This is a genomic window from Nostoc sp. (assembly GCF_036917755.1).
Taxonomy (GTDB): domain Bacteria; phylum Cyanobacteriota; class Cyanobacteriia; order Cyanobacteriales; family Nostocaceae; genus Nostoc.
Map to the genome: position 1 here is coordinate 1 of NZ_JBALFC010000147.1, position 17,059 is coordinate 17,059.

Sequence of the window (17,059 nt, forward strand, 5' to 3'; positions counted from 1 at the left end):
ACAATTTTTGACCGGAAGTCGATGGAGTAAGCTCTCATTGTCGTAATTAATGCACCAATTATTATTGTACCTCATTTACCCGCAATCTGCTGTATCTATAAATTGGCGTTAGCGAAGCGGGGCGGAACGCACTTCGCAGTTGCTACAAATGTGATTTTGTTTACCTCTCCGCTTTCCGTTTTTCCTAATTTCCGTAGATCCACAGTATGGACATTGCACAGTAGACAACCTCAACTCATCCTTCTATTATGCAACGCCGCTTGATTTTGTGAAAAGTATCGGCAATGTTTTGTTGCTGAGTGATTACTTCATCTGTTAGCGGTAAAATGCCATACTTTCGTCGTTTTTCGGCATTTTCTAATGCTGCTGCGGGAATACCTAACTCTGGTTCTAAAAACTTGGCAACTTCTTCTGGATTATTTGTTGCCCATTTATCTACAATGCTTACTTCATCTAACAGGGTTTTCAACAAATCTGGATGAGAATTAACAAACTCTTGACGCGCAAGATAGTAACCCCGATTCGGTGCTAAATTTGTCGCATCTGTTAATGTCCTAACCTTTGTGTCGTGTTCAACTGCTGCAATACGATAAATATAGCAGCTTACCGTATTTTACAGGCATCGCTCGGTACTGCTTGAGTTTTTCATCTGAATGTGCGATCGTCTTTCCCAGATAACGGTCTTATATCCATCTACATCTAAATCAAATGACTTGCCTTTACACATTGTTTGTGAAATACTACTCTTAAAACTACGGTAACTCGATATTATTTAAGTAGTATTGTATAAAACTTACCATAAAACATTTCATCCTTAAAGCAATTACAGGCTAATCCCTAAGATGACAAACACAGAAATTCGCACCGCTCAAGTTAAAGTCCCTAATGGAGATTTGCAGATTGATGCTTACTTAGCTGAACCAGCCCAAAAGGGAACCTTCCCAGCCGTTATCGTGATTCAGGAAATTTTTGGTGTCAATATTCACATTCGGGAAGTCGCTGAGAAATTTGCCAAAAATGGGTATGTAGCGATCGCACCGACTTTATTTCAACGCACCGCTCCCGGTTTTGAGGGTGGATATACCCCTGAAGATGTCCAGCAAGGGAGAGGTTATAAGGAGCAAACAACAGCAGAAGAAATATTAAGCGATATTAAAGCTGCGATCGCTTACTTAAAAACCTTACCAAATGTGCAAGGAGATGCGATCGGCTCCATTGGCTTCTGCTTTGGTGGTCACGTCGTTTATCTTGCTGCTACTTTACCAGAGATTAAAGTTACAGCCTCTTTCTATGGTGGTGGTATTCCCAACTCAACTCCCGGCGGTGGAGAACCAACCATCACCCATACTGCCGATATTAAAGGCCCCATTTACGCCTTCTTTGGTCTTGACGATCAGGGAATCCCCTTGGAACAAATAGAACAGATTGAGGCCGAATTGAAGAAACATCAGATTCCCCATGCCATCTTCCGCTATTCTGGCGCAGGACATGGCTTTTTCTGCAACCATCGCGCCAGCTACAATGCCGAAGCTGCTGCCGATGCCTGGAAAAACGTTCAAGAACTGTTCCAAAAGAACCTTCAGCTTCAAAAAGTCTAAATATTTGGGTTAGAAGCAGCCCTGGCGAATAGGAACTACGGTGACACGAACCACCAACTAGGGATAAAAGAAAATCAAGCTTTTTGTAACCCGCGAAAGCGGGTTTTACCTGTGTAGATACAGTTTCTAAGGGACTTCTAAATAAAAAAATATCCAAAATTTTCTTGTGGTGCGGGCATCTTGCCCGCTAATACTAAAGGACGGGCAAGATACCATCCCACAATATTGGATAATTTATTTTCTGGTGTTCCCTAACCGCCCTCACGATTGAAAATCGGCAAGTATTAACCAAATAGTCAAAACCAAATAAAAATAAAGTATCATATCCATGATTACCGCCTTCAAACAGCCACGAGTTCAGATTTTCCAACGTTTTTCACTATTCCTTTTACCTGGATTATTAACAATCTCAACAACCTTAATCAGTTGCTCAGTCCAAACCCCAAACTCAGAAAATCAAACCACCGGGTTGAAAGCCAAAGTTGTGCGGATGGGATATCAAAGCTCTGGGGATATTGTCAGACTGAAAGGATTGATTGAAAAACGTCTACAGCCTTTAGGTGTTTCTGTTGAATGGGCGCAATTTGCCGCTGGTCCTCAACTGATGGAAGCAATGAATGTTGGCAGGGTTGATATTGGTTCTGTAGGCGAAACTCCGCCAATATTTGCCCAAGCAGCTGGTACATCTTTAGTCTATGTTGCTAGTAATAAACCCAGCACCGGTAAAGGAAGCGGAATTATCGTCCAAAAAAATTCACCAATTCGCACTTTAGCCGATCTCAAAGGTAAAAAAGTAGTTTTTCAAAAGGGTTCTGCTTCACATTACTTACTAATAAAAGCTTTAGAAGAAGCTGGTTTGAAATATAGTGATATTCAAGCTCTTAGCCTCCCTCCTTCAGAAGCCCGCGATGCTTTTATTCAAGGAAAAATTGATGCTTGGGTAACTTGGGACCCTTATTTAGCCGTCGCCCAAAAAAAGGCCAATGCTCGCGTTTTGCGAGATGCTAGTGGTATTGCTACTCAGGGCGGATATTACATGGCTGCACGAAAGTTTGCTACAGAAAATCCGAAATTAGTGCGATTAGTTCTTGAGGAAATCGATAACACAGGTAAATGGGGTGAGAAAAACCGAGCAGAAGTTGTAAAACTGACTATTCCTCACCTCAAAATCGATGAAGATATCTTAACAACAATGGTAGAAAGGCGAACTTATGGGTTAAGACCAATTACGCCAGAAATCATGGAAAATCAACAGAAGATTGCAGATTTGTTTGCCAAAGAAAAAGTGATTCCTAAACCCATCAATATTAAGGAAGCTATGCTGACTAGCGAACAATATGCAGCCATCACACCAGAAACCATCAGTCAGAAATAGCGATAGGAGATAGGAAGATGGAAGTTTTTTGGTATTTGCCGACACAGGGAGACGAACGTTATTTAGGTACTATAATTGGCAGGCGAGCAGCCACTTATCCCTATATGCAGCAAATTGCTCAAGCTGTTGATAAATTGGGCTATGGTGGGATGTTGATTGGTACTGGACAAAAACAGGATACTTGGATTGTCGCTACTTCGTTAATTTCAGTTACAGAACGCTTGCGGTTTCTTGTGGCCTTTCGTCCGGCAATTATGTCGCCTTCTTTGGCAGTTAGGATGGCTGCTACTTTTGACCAGATTTCTAACGGTCGAATTATTCTGAATGTGGTGACAGGTGGCGATACCAAAGAACTTGCTAAAGATGGAATTTTCTTAGATCACGATCAACGTTATGAACTTACAGATGAGTTTTTGACAATTTGGCGATCGCTCATGCAAGGTGAAGAAGTAACCTTTAATGGTCGTCATCTAAAAGTTAAAGGTGCTAAACTCCAATTTCCTCCCGTACAAAAGCCTTATCCCACCTTATATTTTGGTGGTTCTTCAGATGCTGCTCTCCAAGTTGCTGCCAAACATATTGATGTGTATTTAACTTGGGGTGAACCACCAGATCAAGTTGCCCAAAAGATTGCAAAGGTGCGACGATTAGCAGCAGAGCAAGGTAGAACGGTACGTTTTGGGATTCGGATGCACGTTCTAGTCCGCGAAACTACGCAAAAAGCTTGGGATGCAGCCAATGAACTGATTCAGTATGTCGATGATGAAGCGATCGCATCTGCACATCAGCGGTTTGCTCAATCGGAATCAGAAGGACAACGCCGCATGGCTCAACTGCATAACGGTAAGGTTGCCTCCGGCACGCTACGCGAACGCAAAAACTTAGAAATTAGCCCCAACTTATGGGCAGGTGTTGGCTTAGTGCGTGGAGGTGCTGGGACTGCCTTAGTTGGAGATCCAGACACAGTTACAGCGCGAATGCTGGAATATGCCGATTTAGGAATTGATACCTTCGTTTTCTCAGGGTATCCTCATCTCGAAGAAGCCTATCGAGTCGCTGAATTACTGTTTCCCCGCTTACCACTGCAAACGTCAGCGTTGGCTACGCCCGCCGCAGGCATCGCATTACCGCAGCAGGTTGCAAGTACATTCAGCGAATTTGTTACCAAAACAGATTTACTTAAACCCCAGCCTGTGTAAGCAATTCAAAATTCACACATTCAAAATTCAAAAAAGCATGAGTACGAAAAAACCTCAACTTAGACTAGGTGCATTTTTGCCCAGCACTGGGCATCACGTAGCGTCATGGCGACACCCCGAAGCGGAAGCTAACGCTGGTTTGAACTTTCAGCATTATAAAAGGCTGGCACAGACAGCAGAACGCGGCAAATTTGACATGATCTTCTTTGCAGACGGCGTGGCTGTGCGTGATCGCAATCAAAGCGCCGACCTTTTGAGCCGCAATGGTAAACTTGTCCACTTTGAACCTCTCACCCTGTTGTCGGCTCTGTCTGTGGTGACAGAAAACATCGGTTTGACGGCGACAGTATCAACTACATACAACGAGCCATACCACCTCGCCCGCAAGTTTGCATCACTGGATTATCTCAGCGGCGGTCGTGCCGGTTGGAATCTCGTGACTTCCGCGACTGAAGCTGAAGCGCTTAACTTCAATCGGGAAAAGCACATGGAACATACCCTACGTTATGAGCGTGCCAAAGAGTTTGTAGATGTTGTCACGAAACTCTGGGATAGTTGGGAGGACGATGCCTTCTTACATGATAAGGAGTCGGGTATTTACTTCGATCCAAATAAACTGCACGTTCCCAACCACAAAGGCGAACATTTTTCAGTCCGCGGCCCGTTAAATGTAGCGCGTCCCATCCAGGGTTATCCGGTGATCATTCAAGCTGGGTCTTCCGAGGATGGTAAGGATCTGGCTGCACAAACGGCGGAGGTAATTTTCACTGCCCAGCAGACTTTGGCAGAAGCTCAGGCATTTTATCAAGATGTGAAGGGGAGACTGGCTCAATATGGGCGCTCACCTGACCATCTCAAGATCATGCCTGGTGTATTTCCAGTCATCGGCAAAACTGAGCAAGAAGCTAAGGATAGATTCGATCAGATTCAAGAGTTGATCGATCCGGTGGTCGGCTTAAATTTGCTTGGTTCAATGATCGGTGGATTTGACCTATCCGGCTATCCGTTGGATGGTCCGTTGCCGGATTTACCACAAACTAACGGCGGTAAAAGCCGTCAGCAACTTTTGACTGACCTAGCTCACAGAGAGAATTTAACGATTCGACAACTGTATTTATGGATTGCTGGAGCGCGTGGTCATCGCCAGATTCTAGGCACACCTGAACAAATTGCCGATCAGTTAGAAGATTGGTTTGTCAATGGCGGGGCAGATGGCTTTAATATCATGCCACCTTGGTTGCCTGGAGGATTGGATGAGTTTGTAGACTTGGTAATTCCTGAATTGCAACGTCGCGGTCTGTTCCGTACAGAGTATGAAGCACGAACCCTGCGGGAAAATCTTGGTTTACCTCGTCCAGTAAATCAGTTTAGCAAAATTGCGGCTGCGGCTGTTGCTGCGATCGCCTAACTTCATTAGGCATCTCCAAAAAAGATGTAGAGACGTAGCAGTGCTACGTCTCTACAAGGGTTCTAGACAAGGCATATTTAATTTCTGGAGATGTCTCAACTGGCTGTAGAAATGTCACAAGGTTATTAAGTATCCCAACAAAAGTAGAGCAGACAGTATGATCAAATATGTAAATCTTGGCAAAACTGGACTCAAGGTATCGCGTGTCACCCTCGGCACGATGACTTATGGCTCCCGTAAATTGATTCCTTTTTTAGACATTAACCATGAACGTCACCATGCTTATGCTGGTTATGCAGGTTTGGTGGTACTAGCAAGCCAAGACGGATCTGCCTATTAGAGTCAGCTTTCGAGTACATATAATACCTCTTTTTGACAAACCTGATTATGTCTAGATATTTATTTAGTTACACTAATAATTAGGTATGCATATTCTCATAAAGACTGTATAATATTTAAAATACGCTAAATCGACCGATAAACTGTAATATACCATCTAACTGACGTAGATACCTGCCAGTCAATTATTCAACTGCACTAATCAACACATCTCGCTTCTGTCTTATTGCTTTAGTTGGAGTTGTGCAATCTCAAATAGTCTGCATGTCACGATAATTACAAAGATTTTATGAGCAACATACAACTGTACTTCGCCAAAGCCTCTACCTTCTCTCAACGGACTCGTGTAGTCTTACTAGAAAAAGGCATTGACTTCACCCCGGTAGAAATTGACTTACAAAATAAACCAGATGGGTACACGCAGATTTCCCACTAGGGTACGCGTAGGCATAGCCCGTCGTAGACATCGCTCCTCAATTCAAGCAGTTGCTAAATCCTGCGGACTTCTATTTGGAAAGATTCGCCAAAGTTCTCGGTGAACCTATTCCCGTTGGTGCATCTCAAAAATAGGACACATGACCAACAATTAACCAAAATTCCAAATGGGATAACCTATGAGCTTAAATAACCAAGTTATAGACAAACCGATTTCCCTGGATCTGCCATCCGTAGAGGCTAACCTCACTTACCTGATTCCAACGGCAGAAAAACCTGTTAACTATACTTATGAACCGCCAGCCGGGATTCCCCGCACGAATGCAACCTATCAGACGCACAAACTGCCAATTTACAATGCTCGTTCTATCTCAGAGAACATCTCGTTAGATAAAGAAGGATTCGCCTTTACTGGACATAATACTAATGTCCACAACTTTTACGATGAAGACGAAGTGCGCCGCGTCTACTATCCAGAAGCCGAGCAATTGTTAAAAGAAGTGACAGGTGCAACGAAGGTAGTAATATTCGATCACACCCTTCGTAACGCTGGTAACTCCAAGCCCGGTGAGAATAATATTAAGGAACCTGCCAAGCGCGTACACAACGACTTCACCGCCAAATCCGGCTATACTCGCGCCCGCTTAGAACTAGCAGCGCGAGGCATAGATAATGATGAAATTGATACACTATTGCAACAACGATTTGCCATCGTTAATGTTTGGCGAGCGATCGCAACACCAATTCAAGAGTCACCATTAGCAGTGTGTGACGCGCAAAGTATCGCACCCACAGACCTTGTAGCTGGTGATTTAGTGTACCGCGATCGCGTCGGGGAAACATACGGAGTCACGTATAACTCCAAACATAAATGGTTCTACTTTCCGCAAATGCACAGAGACGAAGCACTATTTATTAAATGCTTCGACTCCGCAGAAGACGGATATGCGCGTTTTGCCGCCCATACAGCCTTTGAAGACCCAACCAGCCCAGCCAACGCTCCCCCACGAGAAAGCATCGAACTACGAACATTCGTCTTTTACCCCGCATAGTCGCAAAAAGAAACTCGCGTATCAGTGGAACAACTAAATTCGTCAACTTGGCGGCAGGTTTCGAGAAGTGAATTTGTTGCGGCGTGGTCAAAACCCGGATTTCTCACCACATCTCTCAAAGCCTTTGCTTGAGCAGGTTCGCTAGGGGGAGCTCTTGAGAGAACAAAAATACCAAGTTCTTTCCCCTCTGCTCCTGTGCCCCTCCCCTCAAGCTTGTGAGAAATGCGGGTTTAGGATGCTATTTCAGCAGGACAGCGATCGCTTATGTCTCGCTTATCTATGTTGAAGGGCTGATTGCTTATTAGGTCTAGTTGTGTTCTATTTTGGTTGTATCTTGCGATTGTGATTCTTTCGTTTCCGGCATTTTCAGCCACAACCAAAGAAGTCCGATGGCAGCAATAACGCCTAATGTGATAAAACCAATCTTATAACCTGCTGCTTTGACCAAAAAACCGCTTGCTAGATTGCTAATAGCAGCACCGATGCCAATCATCGTATTGATTGCTCCCTGTGCCAGATTAAATCGCCCAGTTCCTTGGGTTAAATCTGCAACAATAATTACAACACATAGCTAATTGCAACAGCTAGGGTAGCGATCGCAATCATTGACCGTTTTGACGGGAAGCATCAACTATCGTAGTATCCTGAAAAGAATAGAAAATTAAATAATCCTGAAAATCCTTGATGCGCCATTGTCGGATTTCACCTAATGTCGATACCACTAACTGCGTTACCTTTCCCATACCAGGAGTTTTTCCCAACTGAGCAAACGTCACTTCGGCAGCACTTAAGAATTTAACTGCTACATCCGCATTGGTAGCCCGAACCAGGGGACGTTATCCACCCGTGCTTTATAGTGAAAGCGTCATCAACTCACCCTCGTAAATTGGCGAAGATATTGAAATTGGCAACAGTATTGTTGTTTGTAAATCCACTCGCGTTCATCGTTACGCTCTTAATTCATGCGGATCAGAGTTAAGAGAACTGCAAACGATTTTGCCCTTGCTAACGCCATTCCACTGAATCACTTGTTCAGGGCAGGGGTCGGGGTAATGGCGTAGAGACCATCCTTGGTGAAGGCTTCCTTGTTGGCGTTCACGTAGTCCTCGACGGTCATCGGAGTCCTGTTTCCGATGACCTCGATGAAGTTGTTAGTTCCGGCGAAGATCCCTTTCTGGTAGTCAATGGCGACATTGCTGAGGTGCTGAATGAGGTGAGATGGAAATTGCTTTGCCTTCAACCCTTCTGCGAAGGTGGCAACATCGATAGGTTCATACCGCACGGGAATGCCGAGTGTCTGTGAGATCGCGTCGGCGATCTCGTTGTAGTTCATCTCGACTGGACCGTGGAGCGGGTATATCTGGCGATCGTGCGGCTCCGGGTTTTCCAGGATGGCAGCGATGACGTAGGACTGGTCTTTTCCAGCGATCGGTGCGTGGCGACCGTTTCCGAGAGGAAGTCGCAGAACACCCTCGTCACCACGGTAATTCCAGTACCAGGTTAACCATTCGGCAAAGAACGTCGGTCGTAGGTGTGTCGTCTGCATAGCGGTTCGATCCAACAGGCGTTCGCCAAGCCAGTGCTGGCGTGCGGCATCGCTATTCGCTTCCCGGCGTGCAGATATCTGAGACATGTTCACCACTGCCTTGACACCGGCTTCGCTGGCTGTCTGAGCGAAGATAGCGGTGGCGTCGAGCAGTCCGGGATTGATCGGGTAGCAGAAATACCCTCCTGTGACTCCTCGCATCGCGGCGCTGACGGCATGGAAGTCGAGAAGATCACCGACAACAATCTCAGCCCCAGCTGCGGACAAGTTCTCGGAACGTGCATCGATACGGTGGACGAAGGCGCGGACACGGTGTCCCCGTTGAAGCAGCAGGCGCACCGTCGTCTCACCCGTGTTCCCGGTCGCTCCTGTGATTAGAAACAGCTTATCATTCTGCGTATTCATGAAAAAAGCTCCTTGACGGCAGTTTGAGAAATAGAGTTAATGCGGACTTCTAAGGGTTGAGATCCCTTGAGCTTGTTCATGTGTTACCTCTTGAGAGTACCTCGCTGCATAACAATGAAACCGACCTCACTCAATCACAGATGCATCTGTGATTGAGTGAGGTACTCGGTCGAGTGGGAGTCCGTATGGATTAGCGCTGGCCTCCAGTAGCGAGCAGTTGTTCGCCGGTGAGCCAGCCAGCATCGTCTGATGCCAGGAAAACGGCAATAGAGGCAATGTCTCCGGGTCGTCCCGTGCGACCAAGCGGTGTCTGAGCAATGAATGCCTTCTCGAAGTCAGAGCCGATGTAGCCAGCACTTTCTGTGCCCTCGGTTTCGACGATGCCGGGGTTAAGAGAGTTGACGCGGATCTGCCTCGGTCCGAGTTCCCTTGCGAGTACACCCGTGATGGCATCAACAGCGCCCTTGGTACCGCTATAAACCGCGCTGTTTGGAGGTGTAATACGGCTGACACCAGAGCCGATGTTGATGATGCTGGCACCTTCGCCCAGGTGCTTGACAGCTGCCTGCGTTATGAGCAGAAGACCGAGTACGTTGACGTTGAATATCTTATGGAACTTGTCTTCGGTGATGTCCTCGAGCGGAGCGAACTCGTAGACGCCAGAGTTGTTGACGAGGATATCGAGATGCCCGTAGTGCTTGATGGCGGCGTCAATGATGCCCTGTGCCTCAGCAGCCTTGGAGACATCACCACCCACGGCGACAGCCTTGCCACCGGCTGCGGTGATCTCACTGACCGTTTTGTCTGCACCAGATTTGCTGGAGGCGTAGTTGACGACGACGGCCGCGCCTTCGGCGGCGAGTGACTTGGCGATCGCAGCACCGATGCCCTTAGATGCGCCTGTAACGACTGCTACCTTACCTGTGAGCTTGCTCATAGTCTTAAATATCCTCAAATTAGTAAATTGCTTCTGCTTGGATTGGCGACTTTGATTAGCAACATTTGCTTATACTTCATTTTTTAGCGATCGCTCAATGCAGACCACTCAAGTTTTCTGATTTAAAACGCAATTTAATCGTGATGCATTGGAGGCAAGCAACAGGAAATGATTCGGGGACAGTTAAACCGATTTTCTTAGTTGAGATGATTTGCCGATGCATTTGTGTCAACAAAACCTTCGGCATGAGAACAACGCACGGTAGTATTGAGAGAAAGATTCACGCTGGCTTTTTGCACCATCAGCTTGCCTATGTATTCCAATGCGTCAAAATCTGGACGGGGGCGACCCGCTGCTGGGCGAGTGCGAGGGGTCATCCTATCACCCCTGGGGTGGCAGCGGTTTCAAACGGCAAAACAGCAGGCGGAAACAAATGAAACCTGGGGGAAGCATTTCACCCAGGAAGATATCAGCGATCGCACCGGACTCTCCCTCAATACCCTCATCCGAATTTTCAAGCGCGAACTGGGGGTTGATCGCCAGTCGTTGGAGCATCTCTTCCAAGCCTTTGGGTTGGCATTAGCAAAAGCAGATTTTACATCCCCTGTTGCACTAAATGAAACGTCGGAAACCCGATGGGCAAATTTCCAACAGGACTGGGACACTGCGGTGGATGCCTCGGTATTTTATGGGCGCGAGGCAGAACTGGCGCAAATGTGGCAGTGGGTCGTGTCTGAGCGCTGTCGCGTGGTTGGGGTGTTGGGCATTGGGGGCATTGGTAAAAGTACGATTGTGGTCAAAGCGGCGCTGCAAATGCAGATGGAATTTGAGAGCGTGGTGTGGCGATCGCTCGCCAACGCGCCACCACTAGATGAACTTCTAGCGAGCGTATTAAAATTTCTCATGCCTCTCCAGGGAGAAGATCCCGTCCTTCCCACCACGCTCGGTGAAAAGCTCTCGAAATTGATGCAGTCTCTGCGATCGCGTCGGTGTTTATTGATGCTGGATAATGCTGAAATCATTTTGCACAGTGAGCAGGTCGGGCAGTGGCGATCGGGCTATGAAGGCTACGGACAGTTGCTCAGAACCATTGGCGAAACGCCGCACCTAAGCTGTTTATTGCTCACCAGTCGAGAAAAGCCACGAGAAATGGCGCTGATGGAAGGCGAACATACGCTGGTGCGCTCGCTGACATTGAGTGGACTGACACCCGCTGATGGACGTGCCATCTTTCGCCAAAAAGGAGCATTCACAGGTTCAGAAGCCGAATGGCAGAACTTGATCCATCACTATGGGGGTAATCCTCTAGCACTGAAGTTGGTGGCAGCCGCAACTCAGGACTTGTTTAACAGCAGCGTTACAGAGTTGTTAACGTATCTCGATCGCGGGATTCCGGTATTTGCCGACATCCGCGATCTGCTGGAGCGTCAGTTCAATCGCTTACCCCAGAATGAACAGCAGGTGATGTTCTGGCTGGCAATTTGTCGAGAGGCAGTCTCGATCGCAGAGCTACAAGACAATGTGATTGATCCTGCTTGCCAAAAAGCTGTACCCAATCTGATCAACGCGCTGCTTCGGCGATCTCTCATCGAAAAAACGGATGGGTTATTCTTCTTGCAGCCAGTCGTGATGGAATATGTCACAGAACGATTTGTGCAGCAAGTTTGTGCCGAGTTCGAGACTGCTCAAATTAACTTTTTGCGAACCCATACCTTGATTCGAGTGCAGGCGAAAGATTATGTGCGAGAGATTCAAGCTCGATTAATTGTGCAACCCGTGATGGAGCGGCTTCTGTCTCGCTTTGGCAGTGTGGCAGCAATCGCGACGCAGGCACGGCAATTATTGACACAACAGGGAAAAAAGCTAGGGTACGTTGCAGGCAATCTGATCAACCTGTTGGTGCAGCTTCAGGTGGATTTGCGCGGCTCAGATTTTTCTGATCTTGTCGTGCAGCAAGCCGACTTACGGCAAGTTGATTTAGCTGGGGTGAATTTTCAGAATGCCAATTTAGCCAAATCCGTCTTTTCAGAAACACTCAGTCTTGCCATGTCTATCGACCTGAGTCCAGACGGTCAAGCGATCGCAGTGGGGGATTCCAGTGGCAGAATCTATCTCTGGAACATCACCACAACCCAACTCTTCGCCACCTTTGCCGGTCACACAGGCTGGGTCTGGTCGGTAGCTTTTAGTCCGGATGGCAAAATGTTAGCCAGCAGCAGTACTGATGGTTCGGTACGCTTGTGGGATGTGCAGAACGGGCGCTGCTTGCAGGTGCTTACAGAGCATACAGACTGTGTTTGGTCAGTGAGTTTTAGTCCCGATGGTCAGCAACTAGCGAGCAGTAGTGAAGACAAAACCGTGCGCTTGTGGAATTTGCAAGGGCAGTGCCTTCGTGTCTTGCAGGGACACACCCAGAGTGTTTACGCCGTCCACTTCGCACCTGATCAGCCAACCCTAGCCAGTAGCAGTCACGATACAACTATTCGGATCTGGGATGTGCGCGATGGAAATTGCTTGAGTGTTTTACAAGGGCATACCAGCGGCGTTCAAAGTGTGCAATACAGCCCGGATGGTCAACTGCTAGCGAGCGGTAGCCGCGATGGATCGATTCGACTGTGGAGCCGTCATCACTCTCACGATCAACCCTCAAAGCCCAGTTTCATCAATGCTAGTGTCAAGCTGCTACGGGGACACACCGATTGGGTTTGGGATCTCGCCTTTAGCCCGAATGGTTGTTGGTTAGCCAGTGCCAGTCGCGATGGCACTTTGCGCCTGTGGAGTGTCCAGGACGAGCAAGCTATCCATGTACTCGACAGTCACATGCACGATGTTCACGGGCTTGTCATCAGTGCCGACGGTCAATGGTTAATCAGTGCTGGTCAAGATCATACAGTGCGGCTATGGGATTTGCAGAGTGGGCAAAATCTCAAAACGTTGCGCGGCTATACGGGTGGTATTCAATCCCTGAGTCTGAGTGCAGATGGTCAAAGGCTTGCCAGTAGCGGTCAGAATGAAACAATCCATCTGTGGCAGTTGCAATTGGATGATGATCTGGCACCGCTTCACCGCTACAAAACTTTTTCCAGCCCGACCCGTTGGATTTCGTCATTAACTAATTTAAGCTTTAGTCCCGATGGTCAAACGCTGGCAAGCAGTCGGCATGATGACTCGATCGCCGTGTGGCATATCCAAACCGAGCAGTTTGACCAGTGGTCAGCCCATAGCGCGGCTATCTGGACAGTGCTGTTTAGTCCAGATGGGAAAATTTTGGCAAGCAGCAGTGAAGATAGCACCATCCAACTGTGGGATGTGCAGACGCATCACTGTTTGCGGGTGTTACGCGGACATGAGAGCGGTCTTCGTGCGATCGCGTTTGATCCCAGCGGTCAATGGTTAGCCAGTGGCAGCTACGATATCACCATACGCCTGTGGAATGTGCAAACCGGAGCGTGCCTGAGAATCTTGCAGGGGCATACGAACGCCGTGTTCACAGTGGCGTTTGCTCCCAGTGGTCAACAACTGGCAAGTGGCAGTCATGACCAAACGATTCGCGTGTGGGACGTACAAACCGGGGCATGCTTGCAAACTTTGCGGGGGCATACGGGAGCCGTGTGGACGCTTGCCATAAGTCCCGATGGTCAAACCCTGGCAAGCGGCAGTAATGATCAAACCATCCGCCTGTGGGATCTACAAACGGGGCATTGCCTCCACAGCTTGGGCGAACATACCAGTTGGGTCAAATCAGTAATATTCAGTTCCGATAGCCAAATCTTATTTAGTGGTAGTGACGATCGCACCATCAAACTCTGGGATGTGCAGACTGGACGCTGTATCAGCACATTGACAGTCGAGCGCCTGTATGAAGGCATGAAGATTCAAGGCGCAACCGGGCTAACAGTGGCTCAAAGAAGTACTCTTAAGGATTTAGGGGCGATTGAGCATTAATATCCTCATAGGGAGCAAAATACTACCGAAACCTAAGATTCATTCAGCACCTTCTCTTTTGATCGATCGCTTCTAACAATCGATCAAATGCGTTGAGCGATCGCGCCATTTCTTCACTCAAGAGTTGGTCAATCCATTCATCCAAAGCAATCCCTTGCAATACGCTTGCCAGATGCGTTTCAGCACTTTCACCATCGGTAAAACTGGTGAGTAGTAGAGAAACCTCACGATACCTTTCTAAGGTTAATGGCGATAGCAGCATAACGGTTTCAGGAACTACTAGAGCTTGAAGATAACGCCATGCCGATTCCGGCGAAACATCTGTGCAATCCCATACCAGACGCAGTGGTTTTGCCCGTCCAGGGAGCGAACGCCAGCGTTCACTTCGGCAGAGGTTTCGATAGTGCTGGTACAAAAGCTTGGCTTGCATCACGCCAAAAGATATCTCTGAGTTAGCGATGAATGGAGCAATTACTGCATCTAAACGACCAATAGCAACACTGACGAAACAAACAACCTCATTCACCGATTCTCCTTGCCGCATCAATCTCTCCAGCCCTCTGAGATAACTATCAAATATCTGCTCATACACGCTTGGTGAAAATACCAATGTTGCATTCACATTGATACGCTCACCAATCAATTGTGTAATCACTGGCAACATCAATTGCGTGGCTGGGATTTCCACCAACAAATTACTCCATCCGATTGACTGCCAGATGTTTTGAGCTGCGGCGATCGCGGTTGCAGCCTCAAACAGCGTGTCAGGTGGCAGATCAACCTGAGTATAGCCATCTCGCCCTTGTGTTTGCACATGCGTTTCCTTCAGCAAGTCAGCCGCTAATTGCAGATCTCGCACAATTAAGTAGTCATAGGCCGCTCGCCCACTCCGACTCATCCCTTGCTGCGCCAATGTACTGAAGTCGCGATCGTACTCTTGTCCCTGAATTGCTGCAATTAAGCTTTGGAAATTTGATCGGACACCCCTCAAAGCATCCTCCTCAATATACTGCTGCAATTCACCACGACTAATCCAGCCTCGCTCAAATCCATCCAGCCAGACCGATTGTCCATAGCGACGGAGTGATTGCAACAGATTCATAGCTCACGTATCACGATTCAAACGTCCACTGAACTAGTCTGCAAAACTGCCTCAAGTTTCACCACTCAATATCTGCCAGTTAAAGCCCAATTTAAGTAAAGGATAGCCCAACGAGAGATCCCCAACATCGTCACTCTCCCGTTCATTGCTAGCATTGCACTCATGATCCAGTACCGAATGGCACTAAGAAAAGCGGAAAGCCTTATCAGAATGACACGAATAAAAGATGAAAACCTAGTCAGGGCAAGGTGTTGGGGGTAGGGTGTTGGGTGTAGTGTTAGTTGCTTTTTTTCTTGATCAATTTTGGCTCAAAAATAGGAGATGCGGTTGAGGGTATGAGATATTTATCGTACCAAGCTAAATAACGTTCTAGGACATCACGTTGATAACTCGGTTTGCTGATGCCGTGAGACTGTTCAGCATAAACTACTAATTGAGTATCAATTTCCAGACTTTTGAGTGCTTGATACATCTGTTCAGAGTTATGTAGTGGTACAGAAAAATCCCTATTACCTCCCAGAAATAGTGTTGGTGTAACAATGCGGTCAGCGTGAAGAAATGGGAAAGAAATTCGTAGCCAGACATCGAGGTTCTTCCACGGTACACCAAGCTCTTGTTCATAGTCATCAACATACTCATCAGTACCATAGGTCGCCAGAATATTTGATTCACCAGCCCCACTGACTGCGGCTTGAAAGCGGTGATCTTGAGCAATAGTGTAGTTGGTCAACATTCCCCCGTAACTCCAGCCACCAATTCCCAAGCGTGATGGTGCAGCAATTCCAGTAGCGATCGCATAATCCGCGCCTCACCCAGTTGAATGCGATGGGTGATAATTAATACCCGTCTCTCTTGGTCATGTGCTTTTGCCACCTCAGTTGCCAACTATTCGGTTTTACCAGTGCCTTTGGGGGCTTTGAGGATAATCAGTTTTTCACCTTCAGGGACGAGAAGTTGTCCGAGGAATCTTTGGTTAAGTGCGATGGACGAAGGATAAGTCAGCAGAGTAAACAGCTTAATTTCCCACAACTCTAGTGCAACGGCAGTGTTGTAGAGTGCGTCAAAGGCTTCCCGCCCTTTGGCAACGATAAAATCATCAACCCCTTTCTCTTGGCCAAAAGGTAAATCAATCACTCGCAGCGAACAACCTTCGTTTACCAAGAGCCGTCCCATGCGACTCTTGGCGGTTCTGACTCGCTGTGCAGTTTCGGGCTTATTATCTTGGTCAAAGCAAATGTTAACCTGTCTCCCTTCTGTTGCGAAATGTTTCAAGTCGGGAATCAGGGATGGTTTACCAATGGCATTATTGTATTCATCTTGGGGGGTGCGGTATCCTGCGGATACTGTTGGCGAATTGATAGGGGGTCTAACCCATCAGCCCCAATCCATCTTAATTTCTTTAATTTCAGTGCGTTTCAACGTACTTTAGCTATTAGCCCGCAATTTATTGCAGGGCGGGAAAGCAACGCAAAGCCGAGGTTTTAGGGCTGGGGGGTTTAACCCCTCAGATATTCGCCAACAGTATCTCCTGCGTTAACACCGGGAATTGCGATCGCTGCATAACCAGCAGTCAGTAACGCCCCCGCTTTCTTGACACCTTCTACAATTGTGACTGGTACATTGTGCTTTAGTGCGATTCGTTGGTTAGTGAATCACGGTCTTAGCCCGTACATAACTAATCCAGTCTGACAGCAGATTACTGTCACAAAGGACTGAAC

General features: G+C 47.3%; 18 protein-coding genes and 2 pseudogenes. 8 read left to right on the forward strand and 12 right to left on the reverse strand.

Features of this window, described 5'->3' with window-relative positions; translation table 11 throughout:
- Nucleotides 1–132: 132 nt before the first annotated feature.
- Both V7L05_RS31145 and V7L05_RS31150 read right to left on the reverse strand, forming a co-directional pair.
- A pseudogene (locus V7L05_RS31145) lies at nt 133–219 on the reverse strand (transposase-like zinc-binding domain-containing protein); the annotation flags it as partial.
- 16 nt (nt 220–235) lie between these two features.
- Nucleotides 236–469 carry a hypothetical protein gene (locus V7L05_RS31150; protein ID WP_335170025.1) on the reverse strand — a complete coding sequence of 78 codons (234 nt, stop codon included), beginning with the start codon at nt 467–469 and terminating at the stop codon, nt 236–238.
- 373 nt (nt 470–842) lie between these two features.
- Here V7L05_RS31150 and V7L05_RS31155 point away from each other — a divergent pair, with 373 nt between their 5' ends.
- The 7 genes and pseudogenes from V7L05_RS31155 (at nt 843) to V7L05_RS31185 (ending at nt 7,406) form a co-directional block, all read left to right on the forward strand.
- Complete coding sequence (locus tag V7L05_RS31155; RefSeq protein ID WP_335170026.1) at nt 843–1,598, forward strand: dienelactone hydrolase family protein; 756 nt, start codon at nt 843–845, stop codon at nt 1,596–1,598.
- A gap of 328 nt (nt 1,599–1,926) precedes the next feature.
- On the forward strand, nt 1,927–2,973 hold the full coding sequence (locus V7L05_RS31160) for a sulfonate ABC transporter substrate-binding protein (RefSeq protein ID WP_335170027.1): 1,047 nt from the start codon (nt 1,927–1,929) through the stop codon (nt 2,971–2,973).
- A gap of 17 nt (nt 2,974–2,990) precedes the next feature.
- On the forward strand, nt 2,991–4,172 hold the full coding sequence (gene ssuD, locus V7L05_RS31165; RefSeq protein WP_335170029.1) for an FMNH2-dependent alkanesulfonate monooxygenase: 1,182 nt from the start codon (nt 2,991–2,993) through the stop codon (nt 4,170–4,172).
- Nucleotides 4,173–4,209: 37 nt separating this feature from the next.
- Nucleotides 4,210–5,580 carry an LLM class flavin-dependent oxidoreductase gene (locus V7L05_RS31170; protein WP_335170031.1) on the forward strand — a complete coding sequence of 457 codons (1,371 nt, stop codon included), beginning with the start codon at nt 4,210–4,212 and terminating at the stop codon, nt 5,578–5,580.
- A gap of 157 nt (nt 5,581–5,737) precedes the next feature.
- Complete coding sequence (locus tag V7L05_RS31175; RefSeq protein WP_335170033.1) at nt 5,738–5,920, forward strand: hypothetical protein; 183 nt, start codon at nt 5,738–5,740, stop codon at nt 5,918–5,920.
- 288 nt (nt 5,921–6,208) lie between these two features.
- Nucleotides 6,209–6,349: pseudogene (locus V7L05_RS31180) on the forward strand (glutathione S-transferase N-terminal domain-containing protein); the annotation flags it as partial.
- Nucleotides 6,350–6,533: 184 nt separating this feature from the next.
- Complete coding sequence (locus tag V7L05_RS31185; RefSeq protein WP_335170035.1) at nt 6,534–7,406, forward strand: CmcJ/NvfI family oxidoreductase; 873 nt, start codon at nt 6,534–6,536, stop codon at nt 7,404–7,406.
- Between the two features lie 307 nt (nt 7,407–7,713).
- Here V7L05_RS31185 and V7L05_RS31190 read toward each other — a convergent pair whose 3' ends face one another.
- From V7L05_RS31190 to V7L05_RS31210, 5 genes are all read right to left on the reverse strand, one after another.
- The gene (locus tag V7L05_RS31190) at nt 7,714–7,965 is read right to left on the reverse strand and encodes an MFS transporter (protein ID WP_335170047.1); all 252 of its coding nucleotides are present in this window, start codon (nt 7,963–7,965) and stop codon (nt 7,714–7,716) included.
- A gap of 43 nt (nt 7,966–8,008) precedes the next feature.
- Nucleotides 8,009–8,236, reverse strand: a complete 228-nt coding sequence (locus V7L05_RS31195) for a type II toxin-antitoxin system RelE/ParE family toxin (protein WP_335170049.1) — start codon at nt 8,234–8,236, stop codon at nt 8,009–8,011.
- 194 nt (nt 8,237–8,430) lie between these two features.
- A complete protein-coding gene (locus V7L05_RS31200; RefSeq protein ID WP_335170037.1) occupies nt 8,431–9,357 on the reverse strand; it encodes an NmrA family NAD(P)-binding protein in 927 nt (308 codons plus the stop codon).
- A gap of 190 nt (nt 9,358–9,547) precedes the next feature.
- Nucleotides 9,548–10,294 carry an SDR family NAD(P)-dependent oxidoreductase gene (locus V7L05_RS31205; protein ID WP_335170039.1) on the reverse strand — a complete coding sequence of 249 codons (747 nt, stop codon included), beginning with the start codon at nt 10,292–10,294 and terminating at the stop codon, nt 9,548–9,550.
- A 197-nt stretch (nt 10,295–10,491) separates the two neighbouring features.
- Entirely contained in the window at nt 10,492–10,671 is a 180-nt protein-coding gene (locus tag V7L05_RS31210; protein ID WP_335170040.1) for a hypothetical protein, read from the reverse strand.
- Between V7L05_RS31210 and V7L05_RS31215 the strand changes: the two genes are divergently transcribed.
- Nucleotides 10,658–14,239 carry an NB-ARC domain-containing protein gene (locus V7L05_RS31215; RefSeq protein ID WP_335170041.1) on the forward strand — a complete coding sequence of 1,194 codons (3,582 nt, stop codon included), beginning with the start codon at nt 10,658–10,660 and terminating at the stop codon, nt 14,237–14,239. The two genes, V7L05_RS31210 and V7L05_RS31215, sit on opposite strands and share 14 nt — an antisense overlap.
- Nucleotides 14,240–14,282: 43 nt before the next feature.
- Here the strand turns inward: V7L05_RS31215 and V7L05_RS31220 are convergent, their stop codons facing one another.
- The 5 genes from V7L05_RS31220 to V7L05_RS34915 form a co-directional block, all read right to left on the reverse strand.
- Entirely contained in the window at nt 14,283–15,341 is a 1,059-nt protein-coding gene (locus V7L05_RS31220) for a transaldolase family protein (protein ID WP_335170043.1), read from the reverse strand.
- 277 nt (nt 15,342–15,618) lie between these two features.
- On the reverse strand, nt 15,619–16,104 hold the full coding sequence (locus tag V7L05_RS31225; RefSeq protein WP_335170045.1) for an alpha/beta hydrolase family protein: 486 nt from the start codon (nt 16,102–16,104) through the stop codon (nt 15,619–15,621).
- Nucleotides 16,068–16,214 (reverse strand): hypothetical protein, encoded by a 147-nt coding sequence (locus V7L05_RS31230; RefSeq protein ID WP_335170046.1) that lies wholly within the window; start codon nt 16,212–16,214, stop codon nt 16,068–16,070. Before V7L05_RS31230 ends, V7L05_RS31225 begins: the two co-directional genes overlap by 37 nt.
- A 12-nt stretch (nt 16,215–16,226) precedes the next feature.
- A complete protein-coding gene (locus V7L05_RS31235; protein WP_335170051.1) occupies nt 16,227–16,700 on the reverse strand; it encodes a DUF3854 domain-containing protein in 474 nt (157 codons plus the stop codon).
- A 137-nt stretch (nt 16,701–16,837) separates the two neighbouring features.
- Nucleotides 16,838–16,978, reverse strand: coding sequence for a DUF3854 domain-containing protein (locus tag V7L05_RS34915; protein WP_442937114.1), 141 nt, complete (start codon nt 16,976–16,978; stop codon nt 16,838–16,840).
- Nucleotides 16,979–17,059 lie beyond the last annotated feature (81 nt).